Annotated in this window: 22 protein-coding genes; 15 read left to right on the forward strand and 7 right to left on the reverse strand. The window is 65.4% G+C overall.

Going from position 1 to position 25,002, the window contains the following annotated elements; genetic code table 11:
* Nucleotides 1-121: 121 nt before the first annotated feature.
* Genes C266_RS17750 through C266_RS17780 form a run of 7 tightly spaced genes read left to right on the forward strand, consistent with a single transcriptional unit; the run spans nt 122 to nt 7,363 of the window.
* Nucleotides 122-1,078 carry an ABC transporter permease gene (locus tag C266_RS17750; protein WP_010804988.1) on the forward strand — a complete coding sequence of 319 codons (957 nt, stop codon included), beginning with the start codon at nt 122-124 and terminating at the stop codon, nt 1,076-1,078.
* Between the two features lie 50 nt (nt 1,079-1,128).
* Entirely contained in the window at nt 1,129-2,019 is an 891-nt protein-coding gene (locus tag C266_RS17755) for an ABC transporter permease (RefSeq protein WP_010804987.1), read from the forward strand.
* Complete coding sequence (locus C266_RS17760; protein WP_010804986.1) at nt 2,016-3,896, forward strand: ABC transporter ATP-binding protein; 1,881 nt, start codon at nt 2,016-2,018, stop codon at nt 3,894-3,896. The genes C266_RS17755 and C266_RS17760 overlap by 4 nt, the downstream gene beginning before the upstream one ends.
* On the forward strand, nt 3,893-4,264 hold the full coding sequence (locus C266_RS17765) for a (2Fe-2S)-binding protein (protein WP_010804985.1): 372 nt from the start codon (nt 3,893-3,895) through the stop codon (nt 4,262-4,264). The genes C266_RS17760 and C266_RS17765 overlap by 4 nt, the downstream gene beginning before the upstream one ends.
* Complete coding sequence (locus C266_RS17770) at nt 4,249-5,685, forward strand: NAD(P)/FAD-dependent oxidoreductase (protein WP_010804984.1); 1,437 nt, start codon at nt 4,249-4,251, stop codon at nt 5,683-5,685. Before C266_RS17765 ends, C266_RS17770 begins: the two co-directional genes overlap by 16 nt.
* Entirely contained in the window at nt 5,682-6,902 is a 1,221-nt protein-coding gene (locus C266_RS17775; protein WP_010804983.1) for an FAD-binding oxidoreductase, read from the forward strand. The genes C266_RS17770 and C266_RS17775 overlap by 4 nt, the downstream gene beginning before the upstream one ends.
* A 32-nt stretch (nt 6,903-6,934) precedes the next feature.
* Entirely contained in the window at nt 6,935-7,363 is a 429-nt protein-coding gene (locus C266_RS17780; protein WP_174979334.1) for a helix-turn-helix transcriptional regulator, read from the forward strand.
* A gap of 75 nt (nt 7,364-7,438) precedes the next feature.
* Here C266_RS17780 and bglX read toward each other — a convergent pair whose 3' ends face one another.
* A complete protein-coding gene (gene bglX, locus C266_RS17785) occupies nt 7,439-9,769 on the reverse strand; it encodes a beta-glucosidase BglX (protein ID WP_010804981.1) in 2,331 nt (776 codons plus the stop codon).
* A 284-nt stretch (nt 9,770-10,053) separates the two neighbouring features.
* Here bglX and C266_RS17790 point away from each other — a divergent pair, with 284 nt between their 5' ends.
* The 3 genes from C266_RS17790 (at nt 10,054) to C266_RS26345 (ending at nt 14,016) form a co-directional block, all read left to right on the forward strand.
* Nucleotides 10,054-11,610, forward strand: coding sequence for a glucan biosynthesis protein G (locus C266_RS17790; protein WP_010804980.1), 1,557 nt, complete (start codon nt 10,054-10,056; stop codon nt 11,608-11,610).
* Between the two features lie 343 nt (nt 11,611-11,953).
* Nucleotides 11,954-13,333 carry an MFS transporter gene (locus C266_RS17795; RefSeq protein ID WP_010804979.1) on the forward strand — a complete coding sequence of 460 codons (1,380 nt, stop codon included), beginning with the start codon at nt 11,954-11,956 and terminating at the stop codon, nt 13,331-13,333.
* Nucleotides 13,334-13,590: 257 nt separating this feature from the next.
* Entirely contained in the window at nt 13,591-14,016 is a 426-nt protein-coding gene (locus tag C266_RS26345; RefSeq protein ID WP_010804978.1) for a hypothetical protein, read from the forward strand.
* Nucleotides 14,017-14,044: 28 nt separating this feature from the next.
* Here the strand turns inward: C266_RS26345 and C266_RS17805 are convergent, their stop codons facing one another.
* The 5 genes from C266_RS17805 to C266_RS17825 all read right to left on the reverse strand — a co-directional run bounded on the left by C266_RS17805 (nt 14,045) and on the right by C266_RS17825 (nt 19,092).
* Entirely contained in the window at nt 14,045-14,542 is a 498-nt protein-coding gene (locus C266_RS17805; protein ID WP_010804977.1) for a MarR family winged helix-turn-helix transcriptional regulator, read from the reverse strand.
* A 31-nt stretch (nt 14,543-14,573) separates the two neighbouring features.
* Complete coding sequence (locus C266_RS17810) at nt 14,574-15,542, reverse strand: alpha/beta fold hydrolase (RefSeq protein ID WP_010804976.1); 969 nt, start codon at nt 15,540-15,542, stop codon at nt 14,574-14,576.
* Nucleotides 15,543-15,786: 244 nt separating this feature from the next.
* Complete coding sequence (locus C266_RS17815) at nt 15,787-17,172, reverse strand: histidine-type phosphatase (protein WP_010804975.1); 1,386 nt, start codon at nt 17,170-17,172, stop codon at nt 15,787-15,789.
* Nucleotides 17,173-17,413: 241 nt separating this feature from the next.
* Nucleotides 17,414-18,274 carry an IclR family transcriptional regulator gene (locus tag C266_RS17820; RefSeq protein WP_010804974.1) on the reverse strand — a complete coding sequence of 287 codons (861 nt, stop codon included), beginning with the start codon at nt 18,272-18,274 and terminating at the stop codon, nt 17,414-17,416.
* The gene (locus C266_RS17825; RefSeq protein ID WP_246831202.1) at nt 18,271-19,092 is read right to left on the reverse strand and encodes an IclR family transcriptional regulator; all 822 of its coding nucleotides are present in this window, start codon (nt 19,090-19,092) and stop codon (nt 18,271-18,273) included. The genes C266_RS17820 and C266_RS17825 overlap by 4 nt, the downstream gene beginning before the upstream one ends.
* Before the next feature lie 245 nt (nt 19,093-19,337).
* On the opposite strand from C266_RS17825, the gene C266_RS17830 reads away from it, so the two are divergent.
* The 3 genes from C266_RS17830 (at nt 19,338) to C266_RS17840 (ending at nt 22,418) form a co-directional block, all read left to right on the forward strand.
* Nucleotides 19,338-20,297, forward strand: a complete 960-nt coding sequence (locus tag C266_RS17830; protein ID WP_010804972.1) for an MBL fold metallo-hydrolase — start codon at nt 19,338-19,340, stop codon at nt 20,295-20,297.
* Nucleotides 20,298-20,407: 110 nt separating this feature from the next.
* Nucleotides 20,408-22,141: an FAD-dependent oxidoreductase gene (locus C266_RS17835; RefSeq protein WP_010804971.1), complete on the forward strand. Its 1,734-nt coding sequence runs from the start codon at nt 20,408-20,410 to the stop codon at nt 22,139-22,141.
* 67 nt (nt 22,142-22,208) lie between these two features.
* Entirely contained in the window at nt 22,209-22,418 is a 210-nt protein-coding gene (locus tag C266_RS17840) for a DUF2783 domain-containing protein (RefSeq protein ID WP_010804970.1), read from the forward strand.
* 123 nt (nt 22,419-22,541) lie between these two features.
* On the opposite strand, the gene C266_RS17845 is transcribed toward C266_RS17840, so the two are convergent.
* A complete protein-coding gene (locus tag C266_RS17845; RefSeq protein ID WP_010804969.1) occupies nt 22,542-23,342 on the reverse strand; it encodes an IclR family transcriptional regulator in 801 nt (266 codons plus the stop codon).
* Nucleotides 23,343-23,646: 304 nt separating this feature from the next.
* Between C266_RS17845 and C266_RS17850 the strand changes: the two genes are divergently transcribed.
* The gene (locus C266_RS17850; protein WP_010804968.1) at nt 23,647-24,324 is read left to right on the forward strand and encodes a 3-oxoacid CoA-transferase subunit A; all 678 of its coding nucleotides are present in this window, start codon (nt 23,647-23,649) and stop codon (nt 24,322-24,324) included.
* Nucleotides 24,325-24,349: 25 nt separating this feature from the next.
* On the forward strand, nt 24,350-25,000 hold the full coding sequence (locus tag C266_RS17855; protein ID WP_010804967.1) for a CoA transferase subunit B: 651 nt from the start codon (nt 24,350-24,352) through the stop codon (nt 24,998-25,000).
* The last annotated feature ends 2 nt before the right edge of the window (nt 25,001-25,002 follow it).

Raw genomic sequence — 25,002 nt, forward strand, 5'->3', positions numbered from 1 at the left:
CAGCCGATGCAGGTGAAGTTGCAGTAGGAAGTGTGCGGTGCGCGCGGCCTCATTCGGCGCGCACCGGTTGGGCACCGACGTTCCCCCACGCGCGGTGTCGTATCTACCGGAGACGTTTCCGATGAAAGCCCAGGTGCAACGACTTGTCGCAGCACGCTTCGGCCTGGCCCTGCTGACACTGCTCATCGTGTCGGCGATCGTGTTCACGATCACGGCCCTGCTGCCCGGCGACGCCGCTCAGATGGCGCTCGGCCAGGCCGCCACTCCCGAAGCGGTCACTGCGTTGCGTCATCAACTCGGTCTTGACCAACCGGCCATCACGCGCTACTTCCAGTGGCTGGCCCACATGTTCGCCGGCAATTTCGGCGATTCGATGTCGAACAACCTGCCGGTCGCGCAACTCATCGCCACGCGCCTGCCCAACTCGCTCGTGCTCGCCGGCCTCACCACACTGGTGTCGGTGCCGCTCGCGCTCGGTATCGGTGTGGCCGCCGCCATGTGGCGCGGCTCGCTGCTCGACCGCGCGCTCAATGTGCTGACGCTGGCGGTGGTGGCCGTGCCCGAATTCCTCGTAGCCACCGTCGCCGTGCTGATCTTCGCCGTGAAGCTGCGCTGGCTGCCGGCGCTGTCGTACCTGTCGTCGGTCAACTCGTTCGACGATCTGCTGCGCATCTACGCGATGCCGGTGATGACGCTGTGCTGCGTGATCGTCGCGCAGATGGCCCGCATGACGCGCGCGGCCGTGATCGACCAACTGAGTTCGTCTTATGTGGAAATGGCCACGCTCAAGGGCGCATCGCCGATCCGCATCGTCTGGCGTCACGTGCTGCCGAACGCCGTCGGGCCGATCGCCAATGCCGTGGCGCTGAGCCTGTCGTACCTGTTCGGCGGCGTGGTCATCGTCGAATCGATCTTCAACTATCCGGGCCTCGCGAGCCTGCTCGTCGACGCCGTCACCAACCGCGATTTGCCTCTGGTGCAAGGCTGCGTGATGGTGTTTTGCACCGCCTACCTCGCGCTCGTGCTGATCGCCGATCTGTGCGCTGTCGTCTCCAACCCGAGGCTCCGTCAACGATGAACATCCGACACCGCTCCCCCGCGAGCGCAGCCAAGGCTATCGTTCCCGCCATGTCCGTACCCTCGACTCCCGACGCCCTCACGGCGCCCGCTCCCACTCGTCCCGGCCTGCTTGCCCGTCTGCGCGAGCGCGTGTCGTGGCTCGGCATGATCGGCGGCACGCTGGTGCTGTTCTGGTTGCTGATCGCCTGCATCGGGCCGTCGATCGCCCCGCACCAGAGCGGCACCATCACCTCCGGCGATGTGTTCGGCGCCTACAGCGCCGCATTCCCGCTCGGCACCGACTATCTCGGCCGCGACATGCTCAGCCGCATCCTGATCGGCACGCGCTTCACCGTCGGCATCGCGCTAGCCGCCGCCGTACTGGCCAGCGTGATCGGCACCAGCTTCGGCCTGCTCGCCGCAGTCTCGCCGCGCTGGGTGGACGAAGTGCTCTCGCGCATCTTCGACGCCCTGGTGTCGATCCCGAGCAAGGTACTGGCGCTGGTGGTCATCGCCGCGTTTGGCTCGGGCAATACACTGCTGATCGGCATCGCCGCCTTCGCCTACATTCCCGGCGCGTTCCGCATTTCGCGCGCACTGGCCGTCAACCTGATGACGCTGGAATACGTGCAGGTCGCCCGCGCCCGTGGCGAGAAGCTCTTCTATATCGCCCGCGTGGAAGTGCTGCCTAACATGATCCATCCGATGCTTGCCGACTTCGGCCTGCGCTTCGTGTTCATCGTGCTGCTGCTCTCCGGCCTGTCGTTCCTGGGCCTCGGCGTGCAACCGCCCAACGCCGACTGGGGTTCGCTGGTGCGCGAGAACATCGGCGGTCTCTCGGAAGGCGCCCCCGCCGTGCTGATGCCGGCCATCGCCATCGCCTCGCTGACCATCGGCGTGAACCTGCTGATCGACAACCTGCGCCGGCGTGGCGCCTTCGGCCCGGGAGGTGCGAAATGACCGCCACCAAGACTCACGTCGATTCGTCTGCCCCCATGATCGACGTGCGTGGCTTGCGTGTGATTGCGCACAGCCACGGCACTACCACCGAAATCGTGCGCGGCGTCGACTTCTCGGTTCGTCGCGGCGAAGTGCTCGCGCTGATCGGCGAGTCGGGCTCCGGCAAAACCACCATTGCACTGTCGCTGCTCGGCTATGCCCGCAGCGGCTGCGAAATCGCCGGCGGACAGATCCGCATCGGCGACATCGACGTGCTCTCGCTCGACGATCGCGCCCGCCGTTCGCTGCGCGCCCGTACCGTCGCGTACGTCGCACAGAGTGCGTCGGCCGGCTTCAACCCGGCGCGCACGATCATGGATCAGGTCATCGAGCCCGCCCTGCTGCACAAGACCGCCAGCGCCGCCCAGGCGCGTGCCAAGGCCATCGAGCTGTTCCGTGCGCTGGCCTTGCCGTCGCCGGAGACCATCGGCGCACGTTATCCGCATCAGGTCTCGGGCGGGCAGTTGCAGCGGCTCATGGCGGCCATGGCGCTGATCACCGATCCGGCAGTCGTGGTGTTCGACGAACCGACCACCGCGCTCGACGTGACCACGCAGATCGAGGTGCTCGCCGCCTTCAAGAAGGTGGTGCGCGAGCTTGGCACCACGGCCGTGTACGTGTCGCACGATCTCGCTGTCGTGGCACAGATGGCCGATCAGGTCGTGGTGCTCAATGGCGGCACCGTGCGCGAGATCGGCACCACCGCCAAGGTGCTGCACAGCCCCGACGACGCCTACACCCGCGAGTTGCTGGCCGCACGCCGGCATGACGGCACACCACCGGCCCCGGCAAGTTCGTCCAAGGGAACCGTGCCGCTGCTGGAAATTCGCGGACTGCATGCCGGCTACGGCAATCGCGACCGTCATGGCCTGCCCGCCGTGCGCGTGCTCGACGACGTCAGTCTGCGCATCGAAAAAGGGAGTGCCGTCGGCGTGATCGGCGAATCGGGCTCGGGCAAGACCACGCTCGCACGCGTGGTCGCCGGGCTCGTACCGCGCGCACGCGGCGAAGTGCTGTTCGACGGCCGCGCGCTGCCCGACACCTTGAGCGAACGCACGGCCGAACACTATCGCCGCATCCAGATCGTTTTCCAGAACGCCGACACCGCACTCAATCCGAGTCATTCGATCGCCGACATCCTCGCCCGTCCGCTCAAGCTCTATCACGGACTCAAGGGCGATGCCGCGAAGCAGCGTACGCTCGCCCTGCTCGACCGCGTACGCCTGCCGGCCACGCTGCTCGATCGCACGCCCGGTGGCCTGTCCGGCGGTCAAAAGCAGCGCGTGAACCTGGCGCGCGCGCTGGCCGCCGAGCCGTCGTTGATCCTATGCGACGAAGTGACGTCGGCACTCGATACCGTCGTGGGTGCCGCCATCATCGATCTGCTCGCCGAACTGCGTCGCGAGCTTGGCCTGTCGTATCTGTTCATCAGTCACGATATTTCGACCGTGCGCGCGATTTGCGACGAAGTCGTGGTGCTGTACGCCGGTCAACGCGTGGAATCCGGTGCACGTGAGGTGCTGAGTTCGCCGCCGTGGCATCCGTACACTCGCCTGCTCATCGATTCGGTGCCTGCGCTGCGCCAGGGGTGGCTCGACGAACGCCGCGCGTGCCTCTCGGGCGCGCTGCCGCCGCTCGGCACCGCTGCCGATGTTGCCGAGCTGTGCGCGTTCCGCTCGCGCTGTCCGGTGCGCATCGACGGCAAATGCAACGTCACGCCGCCGTCGCTCAAAGTGCTTCAGAACGGCGCCGCCATCCTCTGTCATCACGCGGCCGACGATCTCGATACGTTGCAGAGCGCAACGCTGGCGTCGCGCGAGCCGGAGTTGAGCGCATGAGCCCACTGCCCGCCCCGGCACGCTTCGTGCGGCTAGCCGAAACGGACCGGCCCGCCGTGATGCTTCGCGTCGACGCGAAGCCCGTTCAAGCGTATGAAGGCGACACGCTGATGGTCGCCATCCTGAGCTTGCAAGGCGCGCTGCGCGATGCCGAGTTCGGGCCCGAGCGGCGCGCCGGCTTCTGCGTCATGGGCGCCTGCCAGGATTGCTGGGTGTGGACGCGCGACGGCGGACGGTTGCGCGCCTGCACAACGCCGGTGGCCGCCGGCATGGATATCGTCACGCGACTGGTTCGCCGCGGTGACGACGAGACCGCGCCGATGCGCGCGGCATCGGAAACCGGAGGGGATCTATGGCCGCTCGCGTAGTGGTGATCGGCGCGGGCCCGGCCGGCGTGCGCGCCGCTGCCGCGCTCGTCGAGGCGGGCGTGCGTCCGGTGGTGATCGACGAAGGCCGGCGCGACGGCGGGCAGATCTACCGCCGCCAGCCCGAAGGCTTCCGGCGCAGTTATACCGCGCTGTATGGCACCGAGGCAGACCGCGCTCGCCACCTTCACGAAACCTTCGACGGGCTGCGCCCGCATATCGACTACCTGCCGGAAACGCTCGTATGGAATATCCGCGATGGCGCCGTCCATCTGGCCAATGCGCAAGGCGCGTCCAGCGTGGCATTCGACGCGCTGCTGGTGTGCACCGGTGCGACCGATCGGCTCATGCCGGTGCCTGGGTGGCAGCATGCCGGCACGTACAGTCTGGGCGGCGCGCAGGTCGCGCTGAAATCGCAGGGCTGCGCCGTGGGCGCACGTACCGTGATGCTCGGCACCGGGCCATTGCTCTATCTGCTCGCCGCGCAATATGTGAAGGCGGGTGCCACCGTTGCGGCCGTGCTCGACACCTCGCCCGCCAGTGCTCGCCTGCGCGCGCTGCCACAATTGCTCGCCAAGCCGGGCGTGCTGCTCAAGGGCGCCGCGCTGCTGCGTTCGTTGCGCGCGGCCGGCGTGCCCCTGCATCGCGGCGTGACGCCCGTGCGCATCGACGGTGACGCCGAACTCGGCGTGCGAGGTGTGCACGTGAACCTTGCAGACGGCACCGCACTGCACGTCGAGACCGACGCCGTGGCGATGGGCTTTCATCTGCGCCCCGAAACACAAGTGGCCGATCTCGCGGGATGTGCCTTCGATTTCGACGATGCGCTCGGTCAGTGGGTGCCGCGCATCGACACCGACGGGCGCAGCAGCGTGCCCGGCGTTTATCTGGCCGGCGACGGGGTCCGCGTGCGCGGCGCCGACGCCGCCGAGTCTGCGGGACGGCTCGCTGCGTTGGCGGCCATGCGCGATCTGGGGGTTGCCCCGAAGTTCGACGATTCCGCGAAACTGCGTGACGCACTTGCCCGTTTCACACGCTTTGCAGCAGGGCTGCGCACGGCCTTCCCGTGGCCAGCGCAACACGCCAGACAACTGCCCGACGACACCATGGTCTGCCGTTGCGAAGGCATTACGGCCGGGCAACTGCGGCAGGTGACGCTGCAAGCCGGTGCCACGGAAGCCAATCGTGCCAAAGCGTTCTCTCGTGTGGGCATGGGCCGCTGTCAGGGGCGCTTCTGCGCGCATGCCGGCGCCGAAGTGATGGCAGGTGCGCTGGGCGTGCCCGTGTCGGCGGTCGGCCGGCTACGCGGACAAGCGCCGGTCAAACCGCTGCCGGTCGCGCTCGCACCAGCGCCCGCTTGCGCGGAGCACGCATCGACAGGTGCCGCCGACGCGGTACATACGACCTCCACGGAGACCGCATGACGACGTCCGCCTCGCCCACCGCCCAGGCCGACGTCCTGCTGATCGGCGGCGGCATCATGGGTTGCAGTACGGCATTCTTCCTGCGCCGGCACGGGTTGTCGGTCATCCTGCTCGAACGGCAGATGACCGGGCAACAGGCCAGCGGCACCAACTTCGGTGGCGTGCGGCGGCAAGGCCGCGCCTTGCCGCAACTGGCGATGTCCAATCGTGCACTGCGCATCTGGTATGCCGCACGCGATCTGCTCGGCAGCGACGTCGAATTCCTGCCGTCGGGACATACGCGCGTGGCCTATCATGCGCACGACGCCGACTATTTCGACAACTACGCCACTGCCGCGCGCGAGTACGGGCTCGACCTCGAAGTGCTGCACGGTACAGCGATGCGCAAGCGCTTTCCGTTCCTCGGTCCCGAAGTGTTGGCGGCATCGATTTCGCCGCTCGACGGGCATGCCAACCCGCGTCTGGCCGCGCCCGCCTTTGCGCGAGCGGCCGCTGCGCTCGGCGCCGATATTCGGGAGAACGTGTCGGTCCGGCATGTCGAGAAGACCCCGGCGGGCTTTCGCGTCGAGACGACCGACGCTCAGGTGTTCCATGCGGGGCGCCTCGTCATCTGTGCCGGTGCGTGGAGCAATGCGCTCGCGACCCAGTTCGGCGAATCGGCCCCCCTGAGCGTGCACGGTCCGCAAATGGCCGTCACCGAACCGGTGCCCTACGTGTTCCGCTCGTCGATGGGCGTCTATACGTCGATCAAGGAAGAGAGCATCTATTTCCGGCAGATTCCGCGCGGCAACATCATCCTCGGCGGCGGCCCGCCCGGACCTGCCGATGTGGACACGTCGCGCGCCGCAGTGCTGCCCGAGAACACGTTGGGGCAACTGCGCCAGTTCCGCCGGCTCGTACCGGCGGTCGCCCCGCTGCACATCATCCGTGTGTGGAGCGGTGTCGAGAGCTATCTGCCCGATAGCGAACCCGTGATCGGCGAGAGCGGCACCACCGACGGGCTCTACTACGCGTTCGGTTTCTGCGGTTCAGGTTTCCAGATCGGTCCCGGTGTCGGTGAAACGCTCGCGGAGCTGATCGCTACGGGCCGCACTGAAATCGATCTGCAACCGTTCGCGATCCGGCGCTTCGCCCGTCGTCAGGACGACGATACGCCCGGTGCCACGCCCGCCCCCAACCCCAACGCTACCCCCGCGCCCTCGGCGACTTCATCATGAATCCGCGCTCACCGGTCTGCCTCTCCGCCCGCATGGCAACGGACCCTCGCGCGTCGCGCGGACGGCTCGTCGAACGGTCGGTACACGGCACGCTCGACGACGCACGTGCCTACATCGACGCGTATTTCTACGAGCCGCTCACTGTCGCGCAACTCGCCGACCTCTGCTCGCTCTCGGTATCGCGCTTCGCCACGGCCTTTCGCGAGCGCTTCGAAGATGCGCCGTACCGCTACTTGTGCCGGGTACGTGTGGCCGCCGCACAGCGTCTGCTGCTTGCCGGCGTACCCGGCTCGCTGGTCGCCACCGAAGTCGGCTTCTTCGATCAGAGCCATCTGGCACGGCACTTCAAACGCATCTGCGGCATGACGCCCAGCGCCTTCGTACAGCATCATTTGCATGACGGATGCCATACCGGACACATGACGGCCACGCGCCTCACGCTCGGTCCGCGACTGGGGTAGGCATCGATGCGGGATGGATGGCCCCGCGTCGCCGCTTCCTGAGCGCGCACGACACGGGGCAGGGCAAACATGGGCTTACTGAAGCACGAAGCCCTGTTGCTGGACGTGCTCGGAATCGAGGCCGATCTGCACGTTGAAGTCGCCAGGTTCTGCGACATATTTCAGTTGGGCGTTGTAGAACTTGAGCATGTCTTCGTCAATTGCGAAGCGCACTTCACGCGACTCCCCTGCCTTGAGCAGGATCTTGCGGAAGCCCTTGAGTTCCTTGACCGGACGCACGACCGATGCCGCAACGTCCTGCAGATACAACTGCACGACCGTCTCGCCATCGCGCTTGCCCGTGTTGCGCACCGTCACGCTCGCCTCGAGCGTGCCGCCCCTGGCCATCGTGCGCGACGAGAGCGTAACGTCGGACACGCTGAATGTCGTGTAGCTCAAGCCATAGCCGAAGGGGTACAGCGGGCCGTACTGCGCGTCGAAATATTGCGACGTGTAGTTGGCCGGCTTGCCCGGCGTGAACGGCCGGCCGATGCGCAACTGGTTGTAGTACGCCGGAATCTGGCCGATCGAGCGAGGGAACGTAATCGGCAGCTTGCCCGACGGGTTGTAGTCGCCGAACAACACGTCCGCGATCGCGTGACCGCCTTCGGTGCCCGCGTACCACGTCTCGAGCATGGCGTCTGCGTTGGCCTTCGGCCAGTTCAGATCGAGCGGACGGCCATTCATCAGCACCACGACCAGCGGCTTGCCCGTTGCCTTGAGGGCCTGCAGCAGCGCGAGTTGACTGCCCGGCAGCGACAGGCTCGTGCGGCTCGACGCCTCATGCGACATGCCGCGCGATTCGCCAACCGCCACAATCAACGTGTCGGCATGGCGTGCGACCTGCACGGCTTCGTCGATCATCTGTTGCGGGGTACGCTTGTCCTGCACGACTTCCGGATTGTCCCAGTCGAGGAAGTTGAGATATTCCACCACGCGCGGGTCGTCGGTAATGTTCGCACCGCGCGCATAGCTTACCTGCGCCTGCTTGCCGAGGGCATCTCGCACGCCCTGGAGCAGCGTGACAGCCTGCGACGCCTTGCCCGCTGCCGACCAGCTTCCCATGACGTCGATCTTCGCGTCGGCGAGCGGCCCGATCACCGCGATTCTGCCCGCCTTGCGAAGCGGCAGCGTGTCGTGCCGATTCTCCAGCAGGACGAGCGACTTGCGAGCCGCGTCGCGGGCGGCGTCACGATGCAGGCGGCTTTCGGCATTCACGTCCTTCGGGTCCTGCGCGGCGTTCCCGATACGGCGATACGGGTCGGCAAACAACCCCATGTCGTACTTCGCGCCAAGCACTTCGCGCACGGCGCTGTCGATGTCACGCATCGGCACGGCGCCGGATTTCACGAGATCGGGCAACTGCTTGAGGTACTGCACGTCGGCCATGCTCATGTCGACGCCCGCCTCGATGGCCAGTTTCGCCGCCTCGCGGCCGTCCTTCGCCACGCCGTGACGCATCAGTTCCTCGATGGCCCCGTGGTCGCTCACGGTCACGCCTTTGAAACCCCATTCATCGCGCAGCAGGTCACGCAGCAACCACTTGTTCGACGTGGCCGGGGTTCCGTTGATGGAGTTCAGTGCAATCATCACACCGCCGGCGCCTGCGTCGAGGCCCGCGCGATACGGCGGCAGATAGTCCTGATACATACGCATCAGGCTCATGTCGACGACGTTGTAATCGCGCCCGCCCTCCACCGCGCCATACAGCGCGAAGTGCTTCACGAAAGCCATCAGGCTGTCGGGGTTCGCGGGCGAGGCGCCCTGAAACCCCTGCACGCTGGCACGCGCGCTCTGCGAAACCAGATAGGGGTCTTCGCCGAAGCCTTCCGACGTGCGCCCCCAGCGCGGATCGCGCGAGATGTCGACCATTGGTGCGAAAGTCGCGTCCAATCCGTCGGCACTCGCTTCGATGGCGGCCACGCGCGCCGCTTGCTTCACCACCGACATATCCCAGCTCGACGCCAGCCCGAGGCTGATCGGGAACACGGTACGATGCCCGTGCACGATGTCGTAGGCGAAGAAGATGGGAATCTTCAGGCGGCTTTGCTTGGCGGCGGCGTCCTGCAACGGACGGTTATCCTCGCGTGTGACCGAGTTGAACGTGCCCCCCACGCGACCGGCGGCAATCTCCTTGATGAGCATGGGTTGCGGCATATCCGCCCCGATGCTGATCAGGCGCAACTGACCGATCTTCTCGTCGAGCGTCATGCGCGCGATGAGATCGTCGATGAACGCCTGTTTGGCGGCAGGAGACGGCATGGCAACCGGGGCATTGCCCGGCGCACCGTTATTCGGGCCGGAAGGCGCGTCGGCAAAGGCCGGCGCCACTACGAGGCTGGCGGCAAGAGCCAGCGCACAGAACATTCTCATCTGATAGCGATCCAATGTGGCGCGACGCGAGGATGCCGGTAAGGTTGTCTGCGGCAGCCCCCGTCGTATCAACTGGCGTTACCCGGTCCGGAGAAACGCGCCGGACACGTAACGGCGAAGTGCGATACTTTGCCACAATCGGTATCTTCGAAGCGATTCCGCCCCGTTTTTTGCGCAGATCCGTGTGTCATGAGACGCTTATGAGACTTGGTACCTCCCCCCAACTTCTGGAGAGATTCGTGGTTCTGTTTTCCCCCGCCATGTCCTGGCATCGGCACATGCGTTCGTTCTTGCCGGCACTTGTGGCAGGCGCCGCCTTGTTGAGCGCGGCGCATGCCCATGCGTTCTCCCTCGACGATGTGACTGCCCGCGCGAAGGGGCTTGCCGACAAGCCCTACACCGCACCGGTGAGCAACCTCACGCCCGCGTTTGCGAACATGCAGTTCGGCGACTACATCAAGATCCAGCCCCGGCGCGAGACGTTCGAATGGAACGATCAGGCCACGCCGTTCCGGCTGGGTTTCTATCACCAGGGCATGCAGTTCAGCACGCCGGTGAAGATCAACGAGATCGTCGGCAGCGGCAGCAACGCAAAGATCGACGAGATCAAGTACGACACCCGCCGCTTCGACTTCGGCGACCTCAAGCTCGAGCGCAGCGCCACGCAAAACCTCGGCTACGCGGGCTTTCGCGTGCTGTACCCGATCAACGAACCCGGCAAGCTCGACGAGGTCATGAGCGTGCTGGGCGCGAGTTATTTCCGCGTGATCGGCAAAGGACAGATCTACGGCCTGTCGGCACGCGGTCTGGCCATCGACACGGGCCTGCCGATTGCCGAGGAATTTCCGGCCTTCCGCGAGTTCTGGATCGAACGCCCGAAGCCGGGCGAGAAGCATCTGGTCTTCTACGCACTGCTCGACTCGAAGCGTGCCACCGGCGCTTATCGTTTCGATCTGGCACCGGGCGAAGACTCCGTGTTGAAGGTGCAGGCACGGGTGTTCATGCGCGGACCGGTGACCAAGCTCGGCATCGCGCCACTCACGAGCATGTTCCTGTTCGGACCGAATCAGCAGCGCGACCCGTACAACTTCCGCCCGGCATTGCACGACTCGAACGGGCTTGCGATTCACGCCGGCAACGGCGAGTGGATCTGGCGTCCGCTGAACAATCCGCGCCATCTCGCCATCAGCCAGTTTCAGGTCACGAATCCGCGCGGCTTCGGACTGCTCCAGCGCGGACGCGATTTCGCTCAGTACGAAGACCTGAAGGATCGCTACGATCTGCGCCCGAGCGCCTGGATCGAACCGCAAGGCGATTGGGGCAAGGGGCATATCGAACTGGTGGAGATTCCGTCGCCGGACGAAACCAACGACAACATCGGCGCGTTCTGGACGCCTGACCAGTTGCCGCCCAAGGGCCAGCCGTTGCAGGCCGATTACACGATCCACTGGACGATGAACGAGCGCAGCATCATCGACCGCAATCTGGCCTGGGTGAAGCAGACGCTTCGCACCGCCGGCGAGATCACGCAAGCCAATCTGATTCGTCATTTCGACGGCAGCACCGGACTCATCGTGGACTTCGACGGCGGCCCGCTCGCCTCTCTGCCCGCAGGCTCGGTCACGCCGCAGGTCAGCGTGAGCGATAACGCCACCCTCATCGAGCAGACGCTGCAACCGAATCCGGTTACGCGTGGCATGCGCCTGAATCTGCGCGTGATGGTCAAAGACCCGGCCAAGGTCGTGGAACTGCGGGCTGCCCTCGTCGCGGGCGGCAAAGCTGTGAGCGAGACCTGGAGCTATCAGCTCCCCCCGTTCTCGGTCGCCAAGCAATAAGTTGCATCCCGCCGCTACGTGCGGCGGCGTCTTGCCGCTGCACACCCCTCCCTCTGCGCAACACCACCCACCGCAATTAAACAGGCACTTACGTGCCGTGTTTTCTCATGTAAAACCCTGAAACGGGCAAATTACCCTTGCAGTTGGCGATCAATTCGCGTTTACTGCATGCACAATATTGCATAAAAACCACCCTTCGCTGTTCACAGAGGTGGTTTGCTGCATTGGCAACGGCCGCAGGCCGTGCCGGTGTGGCTCGGCCTGGTGCCGCTTGCGTCGGTCAAGACATCCCCAAGACTCTCCGCGTTTCGACGGAGGGCGGATTCGTTATGGAGACACCCGCATGCGACACATCGACGTACACCACCTGGCCGACGAAGCGCGCTTTAACGGCTATCACGGCCGCATTCTGCTTTGGTGCGCGCTCATCATCATCTTCGACGGCTACGACCTCGCGGTCGCAGGCATTGCGCTGCCGTCGATCATGAAGGCGATGAACGTGGACGCCACCAGCGCCGGCTTCATGGTCAGCGCCGCGCTCTTCGGCATGATGTTCGGCGCTATCGTGATGGGCATGGTGGCCGACAGCATCGGCCGCCGCAAAGCCATCGCCATTTGCGTGCTGATGTTCTCGCTCTTCACCGCCGCCGCGGGTTTCACACACGAGCCGATCAGCTTCTCCGTCACGCGCTTTTTCGCGGGGGTCGGGATCGGCGGCGTGATGCCGATCGTCGTCGCCCAGATGACGGAGTACTCACCGCGCAGACTGCGCGGCACACTCGTCACCCTCATGTTTTCGGGCTACTCGGTCGGGGGCATGCTCGCCGCCCTGCTTGGCAAAGGCCTGATCGAATCGTATGGATGGCAGTCCGTCTTTCTGGCGGCAGGTCTGCCCGCGCTGCTCGTGCCCTTCGCGATGAAAGCGCTGCCGGAGTCGATGCCCTTCCTGATCCGCACGGGCCGCCTCGATGCGCTCAAGCAAGTGCTCTCCCGGCTTGCGCCGCACTATGCCGCGCAGCCGGGCGATCAGTTCGCGCTGCCCACGACGGATCGCAAGCAGGCCGCGCCGCTGTCGCGCCTGTTTCAGGACGGCCGCGGATTCAGCACCGTCATGCTGTGGGTGGTGTTCTTCATGTGCCTGTTCATGGTGTACGCGCTCAGCTCGTGGCTCGCGAAGCTCATGGCCAGTGCCGGCTACAGCCTCGGCTCGGCGCTCACGTTCGTGCTGGTGCTGAACTTCGGGGCGATGCTCGGCGCCATCGGCGGCGGCTGGCTCGCGGATCGCTTCAACATCAAGTACGTGCTCGTCGGCATGTATGCGCTCGCCGCCGTGTCGATCACGTTGCTGGGTGTGAAGGTGCCGACGCCGGTGCTGTTCGTACTCGTGGGGTTGGCCGGCGCGTCGACCATCGGCACGCAGATCGTCACCTATGCCTATGCGGGCCAGTTCTACCCGATGGCCGCGCGCGGCACGGGCATCGGCTGGGCCTCGGGGGTGGGACGCAGCGGCGCCATTCTCGCGCCCATCGTGATCGGCGTGCTCGTGAGCATGTCGCTGCCGTTGCAGCAGAACTTCATCGCGATCGCGATTCCCGCCGTCGTCGCAGTCGTGGCCGTGTTGCTGATCGACCACAAGAAATCGGCGTCGGTGCAACAGCAAGCTGCAACGCAATCGCACAGCGACGCGGCAGGACTCGCGAACGGCGCGGGAGAACCGGCGTAATCTCGCGCGTCAAGGCAGACTCGGGTGTCGACGTCTGACGTCAATGCACGGCGGCGCAGTCTGGTGCCGCCGTGCGAAAATGCGTGCCGCAGCGGTCATGGGAATGACGGCGGCTTTCAGTGACGCGACGCGTCGGTGCAGGGGCAAACCATCCATTGCCCGGCGCATGTGCGGCACATGAAAAATCGTTCAACCCGAGCACCACAGGTGCCGATATCCAGATATCCGTCCCAACGGACGATCTGGGGAAGATCAACATGACGCGTCTCGCTTTGCTGAGTGTTTTCGCATTGGCCGTCGCCCACGCGTCGGCCTTCGCAGCCCCGCCCGACGACGCTACCGTCGCCCAGCTTTCCACCCGACAAGCTATCACCGGCAATGCCGTCTTTGGCGGCAGCCAGGCCGCCACGCTCGGCACCGACGCCCTGCGCGACGCGCACGGTAACTTCGGCGTGAACGTTGCCGCCGGCGCCCTCAACGCGCAGTCGAACCAGCTCGTGCTGGCGAGGGCTTCACACGTTGCGATCGATACCCGTCAGACGCTTCGCGATACCGCGACCGTCACCGGCGCGATGAACGCGTCGCTCGGGGACCGCGCGCTGATGGGCGCATCGGGCAATATCGGCGTGAATGTGGTGGCAGGTGTCGCCAACGCACAAGCCAACGCGCTGGCGATTCATTGACGGCGCAGTGAGGCGTCGCCCGGCCGGATTACGTCTCGGCCGGGAACCGGCGCTGCAGATTGCCTAGCCAGCGTGCAACGACGTCGAGTTCCGCCTCGGTGAAATCATCGTGCAGCAGCGCATTGAGGTCCGCAAGGATGTCGCGGGCACGGGCCATCGCCTTGTGTCCGGCCGCCGTGATACGCAAGCGCGTGGCGCGACCGTCGTCGGCGTCGGCGCGGCGGGTGAGCAGGCCTGCGGTGACCATACGGTTCGCCAGTCCCGTCATCGACGAGGGCGAGAGCTGCAACGCCGCGCCAACTTCGCCCACGAGCGCATCTTCGTGGTGCAGCAGATAGAAGAGCACACCGGCCTGCGCAGCGCTCACGCTGGCGCTATCGCCAGCCCGCGCATCGATCCATCGCTGGACACGCCGCTGACCGACGTTGAGCAGGAAGAACAGTCTGCGCTCGGCAGCCTCGCCTTTTCCCGGTTTCTTGATGGCCTCGGCGGTCTCGGCGGCAGCGGGGGGTCGGCGTTTTGGCATTCGGTCTGATGGAATCGTAGTTACGTCGTTGTCACGTCGGTGCAATCGGAGACGGTATCGTCGTCACAGGCATCGACACGCCCTGCCGCGCGGGTCCCGCCACGCCATGATCGTTCGATCCTGCTGCGACGCTCGTCGATCCCGCCGACAGTAGCCAGTCTACGGTTTCCGGCCATAGAAACGCACCGGAACGTTGGCGGAAGTATCCCATATGCCCGATCGATCCGGCATCCGAACGAATGGCGGGAATTTCTCGACGCGTCACCGGGGCGTTCCGAAGCCGGGAGACCAACATGTCGATGCCCATCGGCGTGGCCCAGAGGTCGTCGTCGAACCCCAACGACAGGATCGGTGTGCGCACATGCGCGAAGCGCGCTTCGGCGTCGAGCGTCGGGTCGTCGAAGAAGTAGTTCGGCAACCGGGTCCATCCACGCCATTCAAGCAGCACACCTGCGGGCAAGTCCTCGCCAAAGCCCAACTTTCTGCCTGGCAGATACCCGGCAAGACGCGCCAGCACCGGCGCCACCCAGTGCATCAGCACGGTGATGCGCGCGCGCTCTCGCCGGTGGCTCACCACACGCATTGACCCGGCATGCGAAGCCACCTGCACGGCGGCGACCAGTCGATTCGAACTTTCGCACAACCCGATGGCATGGCCGCCGAAACTGTGTCCCACGGCATAGACCGGCAGCGACGGATACCTCTCGAACGCCCAACGGGTGACACCTTCGACATCCAAATCGGCCCAGTCGCGCATGCGCGCCGGGAAACCACGTAGCGCCGGCGGGCGAGATCCGTCGATGCCGCGATAGCTGTAAGTGACGGCGATCAGACCGCGCTGCGCGACGTATTGCGCGAAGGCGAAATAGAGACGTTCCGGCACAGCCGTCGCTGGATGAATCAGCACGACACCTCGCGCAGGCAACGCGTCGGGATACCAGGCATGTGCGCCCAGCGGATAGGCGTCAACGGCAGGAATTTCGACGGCAAGCGATGGCATGACACAACTCCCCGGCGCTCGCAGACTCCGGGGGGATTGCGTAGCGTCTGTCAGTGGAAGGGACGAATATGGAATTTATTTCGCACACGAAGTATATGCGCGATTTTATTTCGCTAGCGAAATAAATTAGAAGGAAGGTGTAACGCGTGTGGCATTCGACAACAACGCGCCGAGACATCGCCCCATGGAAAACGGGGACCGAAGTCCCCGTCTGCGCGTTGGTTTGCCGGTCTTACTTACGCCATCAATGCACGCCGTCCAGACACGCAGGCGATAGCGCCGCCTTCGCACGCTGGGCGAACGCCGGCCAGCGGCAGCTTTTCCCATCCGGGCCATCGCTGCAATCGGGCAAGGCGAGTGTCACGCGTTTTGCCGGTTCGTCGAGCGAGAGTGCGGTGAGGTGCCGCATCTGATGCATCGATTGATACACCATCTCCACGCGCACGAACGCATCGCCCGCCGGATCGCGCCACAGCGTGAACACCAAGGCGCCATCGGGCGGTGTGTTGTCGGGCTGGTCGGGGAGTTGCCAATCGAGCCTGAGCATGCCCGCGACATTGGCCACGTTCGTGTCGTGGCCAATCAGCACATAGACGCGATTGCCCACCGGCAGAACAGGTCCACGCACCGGCGCGAGAGCCGGTGCGCCACTCTGCGCCGCCGAACGCGTCAGCGCATCGAGGGTCACGGCCAGCAGCGGCGTGCCGTTGGCCGACGCGAGATAAGGCGTGCGGTTAAGCAGATCGCGCTGCGCGTTATGCGCTTCGAGCAGGCGCGCCCAATCCTGCTCGTCGCGGATTCTGCCCCAGGCCACGTCGCTGTCGGGCAGGCTTTCGCCATATTGCAGCAGGAAGACCTCCGACGCCGTCGCCGCACTGCCGAGCGCCCCGCGCAACGCCACGCCGCTGCCATCGCCTTCGACGCGCAATCGCGTGGGCACGTCCTCGAGCTTGCAGCCGCCTTGTGCGCCGCATGCCGGACTGCGCGCATAGTCGAGCACTTCGCTCATGCGGGCAATCGTCGCGGCGTAGCGTTTGTTCAGGCCCGCGACGCCGTCCGGCGCCAGACGCGCCTCGATTGCGCCGCGCGCCACGCCCGGGTCGAGCGGGCAATCCCCCGCAGCCACAGGCTGGAATACCGCGTCGTAAGTCGTGAGATCCGCCTGATGCGACGCACGCATGTCGCACCCCGGCGCCATGCCTTGCAGCAGCGCGTTGCCGGTCTCGCGTGTGCGTTGATCGATGTCGGCCCATCCATAGACCGTACCGGGTGCCGGGCACACGTTATCGGGCAGCACACGCCGCGCGCGCAGCCAGTCGCCGTAATAGCGGCCCATGCGTTCGGCCAGCGAGCCACCTCGTGCCGTCAGATAACCGGCGGGCACCGGCCAGCCGGGCCAGGCGTCCGGGCTCAGCTTGTCGAGTGGGGGCTGGGCATGGGTCGGCGATCGCACGCCATGACGGCTCACGATCACCGTGGAGATCAGTGTCCAGTCGGCGGGCATGCCATCGATGCGGGCGGCCGATTCGGGTGGTTTGGCCTGCCCCGGTGTCGGCGGCGGCGAGGGGGTGCTGCAAGCGCTCAGCGCACCTGCGACGGCGAACGCCGCGATGCACGCCGGCCACCGCATCCCGCTGCGCCTTTGCCTGCGGCGAACCGGAACGTCGGGACAAACATCTCGGGATCGAACGGGTTCACGAGTCATCACGCGGATCATGGCGGCAGTCATGGCAACAAGTCGGGGTGACGGGGGACGGCGTTGACGCTCATCTTACCGTGCGCCGTTAGCGTCGCCTCAACCAACGTGAAAGCGTGGCGCAAATGCATCGGCTGCCAACGTCACGACGCTGCGCAACCCGACGAACACGCAACTATCCGATGACCCCGTCCGCACGCCCCACGGCACCGAAACGCCATGACAACCGGTGCGCCGCCGCAATCAGCGCCTGTGCCGGTGGTGCGTCGAGCGCCGTCTCGAAACTGCCCGCCGACCCCATCAACGCGAGCACCAGGGTGACTTCCCCGGTGTGATCGAACACCGGAACCGCTACGGTATCGATGCCGGGAACCGGGTTGCTTAGCGCCGTATCGAATTGCTGCTCCCGGATCGACGTCAGCCGCGCAGCATAGTCTGGCATCGGCGTCAGCGGGCGCCCTTCCGCGCCTAGCCCCGCCATGCGCACGGACTCCTGCGCGAGCAGACCGTCGAGCACCGCTGGCGGCAGGAAGGCGGCGAACGTGCGTCCGATGGCAGTGTTCACCAGCGAGAGCACCGTGCCGATGCGCAGGCTCACGTGCTGCGGGCGCATCGCTTCTTCCAGACGAACCACCGTCGGCCCGACCGGCCCCAGCACCGCCATCGCCGCCGACAACCCGGTGGCTTGCGCAAGCGCGAGAATCTCCGGCTCGGCTTCGCCGGTCGGCGAGAGACGTTGCAGCGCCATCAATCCGAGTTCGAGACTTAACGCCCCCGCTTCGAAGTTGCCGTGCTCATCGCGCGTGAGCAAGCCCGCACGTTGCAGGCTCACCAGATGCGGATGCGCCTTCGCGGCGGCCATGCCCGCGTCGCGCGCTAGCGCACCCAGCGCTAGCGGGCGTCCCGCCGCGACCAACGCTTCGAGCAACGCGCCGGTGCTTTCAAGCGCCTGAATGCCGCGCTGCGGCTTCGCCGGGGTCATCGTCACGTCGTCCGTCGTCTCATTTGTTTCTGCCCGGCTTCGCGTTGCACTCATGCGCTCACCTCGCCGGCTTCCCGATCCGCATCGACCTGCGCCGCGATCGCTCTCGCCGCCGCACGCAATGCGCTTGCCGCCGCACCGTCCCACGCCACGTCGAGCGCCGCCGTCGGCCCGATGGCGGTGAGCCCCAGACGCAGGCGTCCGCTCGCGTCGAACACCGGTGCACACAAACTGCTCACCGACGGACTCGGCGTGTTCACACTGCGCGACATGCCGTGTGCACGCGTCTCGTCCAGCAGGGCGTTGAACCGTTCGCGCTCAGCCGGCGTCGCCGGCATCTGCTCATGCCACGCTTGCGGCCATTGCGCCTGCGGTGTGAAGGCGCAGAACGTGCGGCCGGTCGACGTCGCCGTCAGCGACATCACCGAACCGACATGCAGGTTCACATGCAGCGGAAACGCCGCGCGCTCGAAATGCACGACGAGCGGGCCTTGCGGCGCGCGAGTGCAGATCGCTACACAGAAGCCGGTCTCACGGGCCAGCGCGATCACACGAGGCACGGCAGCGCGATAGGCCGGATCGTTTTCAAGATGCAACAACGCGAGACGCAATGTCATGGGACCCGGCGCGTAATCACCCGACATCGGGTCGCGCTTGAGCAAACCCAATCGGGTGAGGCTTACCAGATACGGATGTGCCTGTGCGGGTGGCAGCCCGGCGAGCGCGGCAAGATCGCCCGGCCCCAGCGGGCGGCGGGCTTGCGCCAGCGCCTGAAGCACGCGCGCGGCCACGTCCACGCTTTGTACGCCGCGCGAGGCTCGGCCGGGCCGGCCGTTCACATCGGCGGCACCGTCCATCGGAATTCGGTTCATGCGGTCACGAGAGCCAGGGCTCCCCAAGGAAAATGGCCTAGATTCTAAACAAGTCGGCGTCCGTTGCTTCCCTCTCTCCCTGCCATGCCGCAGGGTTAACCCGGAACGCAAACGCCTTCAAATCGCCAACGTCACAACATTAGCAAATAACAATCATCTTTGTCATTGACAAATATTCTGAGCGTTTCGTAAGATGCCCTCATCATCCGCACCATCCCCGCAGACGAGATAAGAGAGAGACAAGCATGGCCAAAGCATTCGCCTCGCAAGCCGACCTGGAAGCCAAGAAGGTCACATTCACCCAACTGTCGGAGAACACCTGGGCCTATACGGCGGAAGGGGACCCGAACTCCGGCGTCATCATCGGCGACGACGGCGTGATGATCGTCGACACGACAGCCACGCCCGCCATGGCGCAAGATCTGATCGCGAAGATCCGCACGGTCACCGACAAGCCGATCAAGTACGTGGTGCTCTCGCACTACCACGCCGTGCGCGTGCTTGGCGCATCGGCCTACTTCGCCGAAGGTGCTCAGCAGATCATCGCGAGCCGCGGCACCTACGAAATGATCGTCGAACGTGGCGAAGCCGACATGAAGTCGGAGATCGAGCGCTTTCCGCGCCTGTTCGCCGGTGTCGAGACGGTGCCCGGCCTCACGTGGCCGACGCTCGTCTTCGAGAAGGAAATCACGCTCTTCCTCGGCAAGCTCGAAGTGAAGATCGCGCACCTCGGCTCGGGTCATACGAAGGGCGACACCGTCGTGTGGCTGCCGTCGCAGAAAGTGCTGTTCTCGGGCGACCTGGTCGAGTACGACGCCGCCTGCTACACCGGCGACGCGCAACTCGCCGAATGGCCGGCCACACTCGATGCGCTGGCCGCGCTCGGTGCCGAGAAACTCGTGCCGGGCCGTGGTCCCGCGCTGACCACGCCCGAGGAAGTCGCCAAGGGTCTCGCCTACACGAAAGATTTCGTGACGACGCTGTTCGAAGCGGGCAAGCAAGCGGTCGAGCAGAAGCTCGACCTCAAGGGTGCGATGGCGCTCACGCGCAGCCAGATGGACCCGAAGTTCGGCCATGTGTTCATCTACGAACACTGCCTGCCGTTCGACGTGACCCGCGCGTTTGACGAAGCGAGCGGCATCACGCATCCGCGTATCTGGACGGCGCAGCGCGACAAGGAAATGTGGACCGCATTGCAAAACTGAGTTCGATCCCGGCGCGGCCTCGGTAAGCGCGCCGGCAGCAAAAGCGAAAAGTAAAAACGGGACCCGCCGGCGCATGTGCGCCGGTGCGGTGCCGACGATGGAGACATTGCATGAGCAGCATCGATTACCAGCGACTGACGTTCGAATACCAGCCGTGTGCGGAACAATCCGGCAACGTCGCGGCCGAGACGCATCCGGTCATCGTGGTCGGCGCAGGTCCGGTGGGACTCGCAACCGCCATCGATCTCGCGCAGCAAGGCGTATCCGTGATTGTCCTCGATGACGACTGCACGCTCTCGGCCGGCTCGCGCGCCATCTGCTTTGCCAAGCGCACGCTCGATATCTTCGACCGTCTCGGCTGCGGCGAGCGCATGGTGCAAAAGGGCGTGTGCTGGAACGTCGGTCGCGTGTTCCTGCGCGATCAGGAGGTCTACAACTTCGACTTGCTGCCCGAGGCAGGGCACCATCGTCCGGCGTTCATCAATCTGCAGCAGTATTACGTCGAAGGCTATCTGTTCGAGCGCGCACGCGAACTGCCGAACATCGACATCCGTTGGAAGAGCAAGGTGGTCGGACTCACGCAGCAGGGCACGCCAGGCACGCCCGACGCGAGCGTCACACTCACGGTCGAGACCCCCGACGGGGAGTATCAAACGCGCGCCCGCTATGTCGTGGCCGCCGATGGGGCTCGCAGTCCCCTGCGCAAGTTGATCGGTGTGGACAGCCACGGCCGCACGTTCAAGGATCGCTTCCTGATCGCCGACGTCAAGATGAGCGCGGACTTCCCTGCGGAGCGCTGGTTCTGGTTCGACCCGCCCTTCCACCCGAATCAGTCCGTTCTGCTGCATCGCCAACCCGACGACGTGTGGCGCATCGACTTCCAATTGGGATGGGACGCCGATCCGGCGCTCGAGAAGACCCCCGAGCGAGTGATCCCGCGGGTGCAGGCCCTGCTTGGCCCGGACGCGAAGTTCACGCTGGAGTGGGTCAGCGTCTATACCTTCTCCTGCTTGCGCATGGACGACTTCCGTCATGGTCACGTGCTGTTCGCCGGCGACGCGGCACACGGGGTGTCGCCATTCGGTGCGCGCGGCGCGAATAGCGGCGTGCAGGATGCCGAGAACCTCGCGTGGAAACTCGCACTGGTGCTCGCCGGTCATGCCCCCGATACGCTGCTCGATACCTATGCGCGCGAGCGCGAATTCGCCGCCGACGAGAACATCCGCAATTCCACTCGCTCGACGGATTTCATCACGCCCAAGAGCCCTGTCTCGCGCGTGTTCCGCGATGCTGTGCTGACCCTGGCCCGCGACCATGCGTTTGCGCGGCAGTTGGTCAACAGCGGACGGCTGTCGGTGCCCGCGGTACTTCACGAGTCGACACTCAACACGACCGGACATGATACGTTCGCCGGACGCATGGTGCCGGGTGCGGCTTGCGTCGATGCACCGCTCACTCGTCAAGGACAGGATGGTTGGCTGCTGCCGCGTCTGGGTGGACGTTTCGTCGCGCTCGTGTTCGGGGCGCCGGGCTCACTCGACACCGCAGCGCTCACGGCCCTCGATGCCCTTGCGAACGACAGCGTGCCGGTCGTGCCGGTGTTCGTGACGCCCGATGCTGAAGTCGCACGGGATGCGCACCACGGACACAGCGTCTGGCACGACGTGCAAGGTCTTGCCGCCCAACGGTACGACGCCGCACCTGGCACGGTGTATCTGATTCGTCCGGATCAGCATGTGTGCGCACGCTGGCGCACCATCGACGCCACGGCGATTGCCGCCGCGCGCGAGCGCGCGCTCGGCCGAACGGCACCGGAAGTCGCGCCGATGCAATGTGCGGCCTGACGCCGCCCCGGCCGATCCCGCCGATCGACGCTCAACGCCCACCGATTTCGCAGGAAGGAGACACTTCATGGCACTCGATACACAACCGCGTCTGACACATCCGGACGATTTCTACGAAGCCTTGATCGATATGCATCGCGACCTCGACGAGACACAGAGTCAGGCCGCCAACGCGCAACTGATCCTGTTGCTCGCCAACCAGATCGGCGATCACGACACGCTGCTCTCGGCGCTTCGTCTCGCACGCGCGGGCGCACTGGGCAACGCGGCGCGCTGATCGCCGGGCAACCTTCCCTGCGTCACGCTCCCTGACGAAAGCGGGGCGCCCGATCACCGGGCGCCCCGCTTTTTTTGTGCGACGTGTTCTTGTCTTGTATCGCGTGCCGTCGCTCTGCCGGCGTTACACCACCACCATCTGTGAAATCTTCTGCGCCGCCTGCTGAAGGGGCGCGAGGAACTTCGCTTCCATCTCGGCAGCCGACGTCCGGTTGGCCTGACCGCTGACGTTCATCGCCGCAATCACCTGCCCCGCGCGATTACGGATCGGGGCAGCAATCGAAATCAACCCCTCTTCCAGTTCCTGATCGACCAGCGCCCATCCCTTGGCGCGCACGTCGAGAATCCGTTCGCGCAGCGCGTCGATGTCCGTCACCGTGCGGCGAGTGTGCTGGCGGATGTCGGCGCGGCGCAATGCGGCGTCGAGTTCGTCGTCGGGCAACGCCGAGAGCATGACGCGCCCCATTGACGTGCACCACGCCGGCAGGCGGCTGCCGATCGACAGGTTGATCGACATGACCTTGCGCACCGGCACGCGCAGCACGTAGACAATGTCGTCACCGTCGAGCACCGAGGCGGAACTGCTCTCCTGTACCTGCTGCACGAGCGCCTCCATGAACGGCTCGGCAAGATTCCACAACGGCATCGACGTGAGATAGGAAAAACCGAGGTCGAGAATTCTCGGGGTGAGCCGGAACAGCCGCCCCTCGCTTCGTACGTAGCCCAGCGCCTCGAGCGTGAGCAGAATGCGGCGGGCCCCGGCGCGTGTCAGCCCGGAGGCGTGCGCCACTTCCGAGAGCGTCTGCGCGGGGCGCGCGGCGTTGAACGCCTTGACGACCGCCAGCCCGCGCGCGAACGACTGCACATAGGAGTCGCCCGGCTTCTTGCCGGTCGGTTCGGTTGCGTCGTTCGGCACAGGTGTCATGTAGGGGGAGATCGAGTGTCTTCGCGTGAACGGCAAGCGTAATGGATTTGCGTCGCGTGTTCCACCGCGCGACACACGCCACTTCATGGCCGGTGTCACGACGGCATGGCCCGCGTCTCAGGCGGGCACTCGCTTGACGCCCGACACGGGAAGGCTTAGGCTGTTCTTATAGCGAATATTTGTTCGCTATAAGAACATTGTGAACCAGACGAGGCCATTGGACAAGAGGCCATCGCCGGGAGACACCGAACCGGGGCGAGGGGCGCGAGCCCGTCAGCCCGATGGAACTGCCCAGGAGGCACGTGTGATCAACAAGATTTACGACTCGCTCGCCAGCGCGGTCGCCGGCGTTCACGACGGCGCGACCATCATGATTGGCGGCTTCGGCAACGCCGGGATGCCCTCGGCGCTCATCGACGCCCTGATCGATCAGGGCGCGCGCGATCTCACCATCGTCAACAACAATGCCGGCAACGGCGAGACGGGCCTCGCTGCCCTGCTTAAAGCCGGGCGCGTACGCAAGATCATTTGCTCGTTCCCGCGTCAGACCGACTCGCAGGTGTTCGACGCGCTCTATCGCGCAGGCAAGATCGAACTGGAACTGGTGCCGCAGGGTAATCTCGCCGAGCGCATTCGTGCCGCTGGGGCGGGCATCGGCGGCTTCTTCACGCCCACCGGCTACGGCACGCTGCTCGCCGAAGGCAAGGAAACGCGCGTGATCGACGGCAAGCCGTACGTATTCGAACTGCCGATCCATGCCGACTTCGCCCTCATCAAGGCACTCAAGGGCGACCGCTGGGGCAACCTCGTGTATCGCAAGACCGCCCGCAACTTCGGCCCGATCATGGCCATGGCGGCGAAATGCGCCATCGTTCAGGTGAACGAAATCGTCGAACTGGGCGACCTCGATCCGGAAGCCGTGGTCACGCCCGGCATTTTCGTTCAACGCATCGTCGCGGTGCCAAGCGCCGCACGCGCCTGATCCCCATCTGAACCCGGAGCACGACATGAACCGACTGACCCGCGACCAGATGGCCGCCCGCGTCGCCCAGGATATTCCCGACGGCGCTTATGTGAACCTCGGCATCGGTCTGCCGACGGCCGTGGCCAATCACTTGCCTGCCGAAAAGGAGATCATTCTCCAGAGCGAAAACGGCGTGATCGGCATGGGCCCGGCCCCCGCAAAGGGCGAAGAGGACGAAGACCTCATCAACGCCGGCAAGCAACCCGTCACGCTCAAGCCGGGCGGCGCCTTCTTCCATCACGCCGATTCGTTCGCGATGATGCGCGGCGGCCACCTGGACTTCTGTGTGCTGGGCGCCTTCCAGGTCTCGATCACGGGCGACCTCGCCAACTGGCACACCGGCGCCCCCGACGCCATCCCGGCCGTAGGCGGTGCGATGGATCTCGCAAGCGGCGCCAAGCAAGTGTTCGTGATGATGGAACACCAGACCAAGCAGGGCGAGAGCAAGATCGTCGAGCAGTGCACGTATCCGCTCACCGGGGTGGGCTGCGTCACGCGCATCTACACCGATCTGGCGGTGCTCGATGTCACGCCCGAAGGTCTGCGCGTGATCGACATGGTCGACGGCCTCTCGTTCGACGAACTACAACGCCTGACCGGTGTGGCGCTGCTGCCGTCGCCGGCCGTGGCCTAACC

It is taken from the genome of Pandoraea sp. SD6-2 (assembly GCF_000389825.1).
Classification (GTDB): Bacteria; Pseudomonadota; Gammaproteobacteria; order Burkholderiales; family Burkholderiaceae; genus Pandoraea; species Pandoraea communis.